At 52.2% G+C, this 4,027-nt stretch carries 3 protein-coding genes and 3 pseudogenes; 5 read left to right on the top strand and 1 reads right to left on the bottom strand.

Going from position 1 to position 4,027, the window contains the following annotated elements; translation table 11 throughout:
- From HKD28_RS15480 to HKD28_RS15465, 5 genes and pseudogenes are all read left to right on the top strand, one after another.
- Positions 1-751 (top strand): site-specific integrase (locus HKD28_RS15480; RefSeq protein ID WP_194269100.1); only part of this gene is annotated, 751 nt, incomplete at its 5' end.
- A gap of 223 nt (positions 752-974) precedes the next feature.
- Positions 975-1,643 (top strand): helix-turn-helix domain-containing protein, encoded by a 669-nt coding sequence (locus tag HKD28_RS15860; RefSeq protein WP_328750850.1) that lies wholly within the window; start codon positions 975-977, stop codon positions 1,641-1,643.
- Between the two features lie 173 nt (positions 1,644-1,816).
- Positions 1,817-2,078: pseudogene (locus HKD28_RS15855) on the top strand (IS5/IS1182 family transposase); the annotation flags it as partial.
- 84 nt (positions 2,079-2,162) lie between these two features.
- Positions 2,163-3,242, top strand: a pseudogene (locus HKD28_RS15470) (IS5 family transposase).
- A gap of 190 nt (positions 3,243-3,432) precedes the next feature.
- Positions 3,433-3,619, top strand: a pseudogene (locus tag HKD28_RS15465) (transposase); the annotation flags it as partial.
- Between the two features lie 121 nt (positions 3,620-3,740).
- Here HKD28_RS15465 and HKD28_RS15615 read toward each other — a convergent pair.
- On the bottom strand, positions 3,741-4,027 hold a 287-nt coding region (locus HKD28_RS15615; RefSeq protein WP_207729032.1), incomplete at its 5' end, for a hypothetical protein.

Genomic DNA, 4,027 nt, shown 5'->3' with positions numbered 1-4,027 from the left:
CTCCATCCTCAATCATGCCATGAGCGAATGGGATGTCCCGCTCTCGCTGAACCCGGCTCCGGCTTCGGGACGCATGATCAAGCGGCCGACAGGCGCCGATCGCAAGCGCAATCGACGACTGCAGGAAGACGCTCCGGAGAGCCCAACGACCCCCAATCCTCCCAACATGACAGAAGCCAGCGAATATGACCGCCTGCTTGCCGCAGTGACGTCCGAAAGCCATCCGGATGACGTCTGGTTTGTGAGATGGGCCATCGAGCAGGCCACCCGATTAGGCGAAGCCGCGTCCCTGCGCTGGCGCGATGTTAATCTTGTGGCACGAACAATTTCGCTCCGACACACAAAGACCCTGCATCTTGCCGAGGAGATGGGACCGGAATTACGCCCGCTGATGCCCGGGGCACGAGCGCTCCTCTACGACAAGCTGAACACGCTTTCTGCTCCACCTGATCCGGATGACCTGATCTTCCAAATCGGCGATGAACGCGCTTTTTCAGTACGATACGGTCGGCGTATTAAAAAAGCAGGGCTCGCCGATCTGACGTTTCACGACCTCCGACATGAAGCAACGAGCCGACTTGCCAGGTTTTTCCCCAATCCCCTGGATCTGTGCAGGGTCACCGGGCATCGCGATCTCAAAAGCCTGGATCGCTACTACCAGCCCGTACTGACAACCCTTGCTGAGGACGCAGAAGAGCGCGCTCGTCTGCTTGGATACATCTACGATCGGGAAGAAAGCGCTATCAAATAGATGCGACACGCCAAACATGCATACGAACACAGGACATCTCTCCGATTGACATGATTTGTCATATTTATCCATGTGCGGAAAATCTCTCTAGCCAGAAACAGGAAATGCTTTTCGGAAATAGATTTTGTGACGACCTCAAATTTCTCGGGGTCGTTTTCCTGTTTGATTTATAAACACGTCTTCTTACTTTGAGGAATATACAGACCAGCAGTGAGACACGGACGTGGACAGACCAGATTACGACACCTCCCTTGCGGTCATGACTTCGAAGGAGGCCGCAGAATACCTCCGGATATCGTATGATGGTTTCCGGACGATGCAATCGCGTGGTCAGGGACCTGCCGTCTTTATTGCACTCGGCAGACGACTGCGCTTTCGCAAGCAAGACCTTGATGCATTTCTTGCCTCGCGCGTTCAATACGACGATCGCGTTTCAGACCCCGGCCACGGCAAAGGTGTTTCTGCAGGGTCTGACCTGAACCCCGTCGCCCTAAAGCGCAAGAGAGGTCGGCCCCGCTCCACAGGGCAGATCGTCCCCATGCCGGTCTCCTTTTATGCAAAGGCCAGTCTTCTGCTCGCCCTGGCTATTGCCGAATGCATGATCAGTCTCTGGATTTGTTGGATTGCTAGAGTAATACTCTTCGATAGTTTAGAAATTGGTCCGCTCAACTCAATAAAAACTGATAGAAAATGCGAGAATATTATAGAGGGCTTGAGTGATTTTAGTAAAACAATTTCTGTTTTTAGGAAATCTACAAAAATATTCAATGACGCGAAGGGGAAGCATAGAAACAACCATGGGCGTCAGCTAAATTCGCAGCTTGTTCGTCTGAAATCTTTTAGAGATACAGTAAAGGACGAATTATTAATCTCTATTGGAAATTCTCACTAATTTCTGGAAAGGTGATTAAGTTAAAACCTGACCTGAGAGAGGACGGGTTTTAGAGCCTGCTCCAAAAGTTTTTGGACAATACCCGTTTGTTGTGATTCGTCCGTCTTTACAAAGAGATGGAGTGAACAGTGACATAGACTGGTATTGCCTGATGTGAACATCCTCAGGAAGGAATGCGGTATTCATCGGATATGAGGGGCAGGGAATGGACTTTGATCGTGTCGTTTGCTCCCCTCCTAGACGGGTGTCCGTCCCCGTGCGACGGATATACGCAAAGCAGTCAACACCATACTCTGCATGGCCTCGACTTTCAGGCGCTATTTCTCTGTCTAGCGTGATGCCAGACTGTTCGAGGTCATGAATACGGTGCTGGTCATGAGCCTGCGCAAGATCGAGGGGCGTGAAGCGTCTGCGAGCGCGGGTGTGATTAGCAATGACCTGGAGGGTTAGAAAAACCCTCTGTTTTTGATGCTTTCTATGTGATTCTCTTCCTTAGGTTCTGGTTGAGGGAATGGCGCTATGAAACAGCTTGGTTTCTTTGATGTTGAAGAGCGGCTTGCTCGATTGAGCGGGCTTGGTGATCAGCTCGAAGCATTTTCCCAAACTGTGAATTTCGAGGTGTTCCGCCCTGATCTGGAGTTGGCACTGGCCTATTCGGACGGGAGCAAAGGCGAACGAGCGCCTTTTGATCCGCTGCTGATGTTCAAGATCCTGGTGATCCAGACCCTGAACAATTTGTCTGATGAGCGGACGGAATATCTGATCAATGATCGCCTGTTCTTCATGCGTTTCCTTGGTCTGGGGCTTTCAGATCGGGTGCCGGATGCCAAAACGGTCTGGTTGTTCCGCGAGCGTCTGATACAGGCGGGGGCCATTGAAAGACTGTTTGATCGCTTTGACGCGACCCTGCGCAACGCTGGCTATCTGCCAATGTCGGGCCAGATCCTGGATGCAACACTGGTGGCTGCTCCAAAGCAGGGCAATACCAACGCCGAGAAAGCTGATCTACGAGCAGGAGGTATTCCCGAAGACTGGCAGGACAAGCCCGTAAAGCTGTCGCACAAGGATCGTCATGCACGATGGACACTGAAGTTGACGAAGGCGAAGCGGCAGGACGATGGAACCATGCCATCCAGCGATCTCGCCATCCCGTTCTTTGGCTACAAATCCCATATCTCCATCGACCGAAAGTTTCGGTTCATCCGCAAATAGAAGACGACGCATGCCGCCGCCAGTGATGGCGCACGATTGAGAGAGGGGCTGTTGGATAAAACCAATACGGCATCAACCGTTTGGGCTGACACGGCCTATCGCTCAAAAGCCAATGAGGACTTCATGGAAAAGCACGGCTTTGTCTCGAAGGTTCATCGCAAAAAGCCGCATCTCAAGCCGATGCCCCGACATATCCAGAGATCGAATGCCGGAAAGTCCGTGATCCGATCGCGTGTCGAGCATGTCTTTGCTGGCCAGAAGTCACAGACCGGGATGTTTATCCGAACAGTGGGTATCACGCGAGCCACCATGAGGATCGGACTGGCCAATATCGTCACCAACATGCGCCGCTTCCTCTTCCTCGAAAGGTTGAACGCAAGCGCGTAGCCATCCAGCGGGCGACAGCCCTCAATCTGCTCAAAACGCAGATCGAATGCAACCCCAGTAACCGTCAATCAAATCGCCAAAAGCCCAAAATCACGAGCCAAGCGCATCAACCAACGGTTCTTCGATCCCTCCACCTTACCCCCTGAAATCCTCTCGACTTGAAGTAAGGTCTGTCCACTGGAGACAGATGGTGAAGAAAGCACGTTTCACGCAGGACCAGATCGTTGGGACACTGAATTTGGCATCAGGCAGGAGCATCGGCTGCGGATTTGTGCCGCAAACACGGGATCTGCGATGCGGCATTCTACATTAGAAACTCGAAATACGGCGGCATGGAGGTGTCGGAGGCACGAGGGCTCACCGCTACCATTCAGGAGGTGACCAACTAAAGCGTCGAACTGGTCAATCTGTTCAATAATAGCGGAACAGATCGGCGGCAGTCCATTCGTCTAGGTCATGGGAGATGGACTTTAGGCTCCCAGAAGCAGTTGCCGGGCGCTATTCTACTTTAATATATTGGGAGGCGGTGCAAACGGCGTTCTCGTTTCCGCCGACAAGAAGGCATTTTGATCGAGCTGCCATCTCGATGTTGAGGTTAGTTACCTCCCATGTTTCAAATGTCCCATCAGCGATAGTATCTGCAGCGGGATTTTGCGATCGGCTGATCAGTAGCACTAGGTGTTTAGTCCCGGGATTTGATGGGGTATTATTTTCACGAGAGTGGAAGGAAGCCTTATGGGCCAGATACGTCATGGGAGCGCCACGACCACGCACGCCGTGCGAGC

This window comes from Gluconobacter cadivus (assembly GCF_015244745.1).
Taxonomy (GTDB): Bacteria; Pseudomonadota; Alphaproteobacteria; order Acetobacterales; family Acetobacteraceae; genus Gluconobacter; species Gluconobacter cadivus.
The sequence above is the reverse complement of the archived record's forward strand: the minus strand, read 5'-3'. Positions and strand labels throughout refer to the sequence as shown.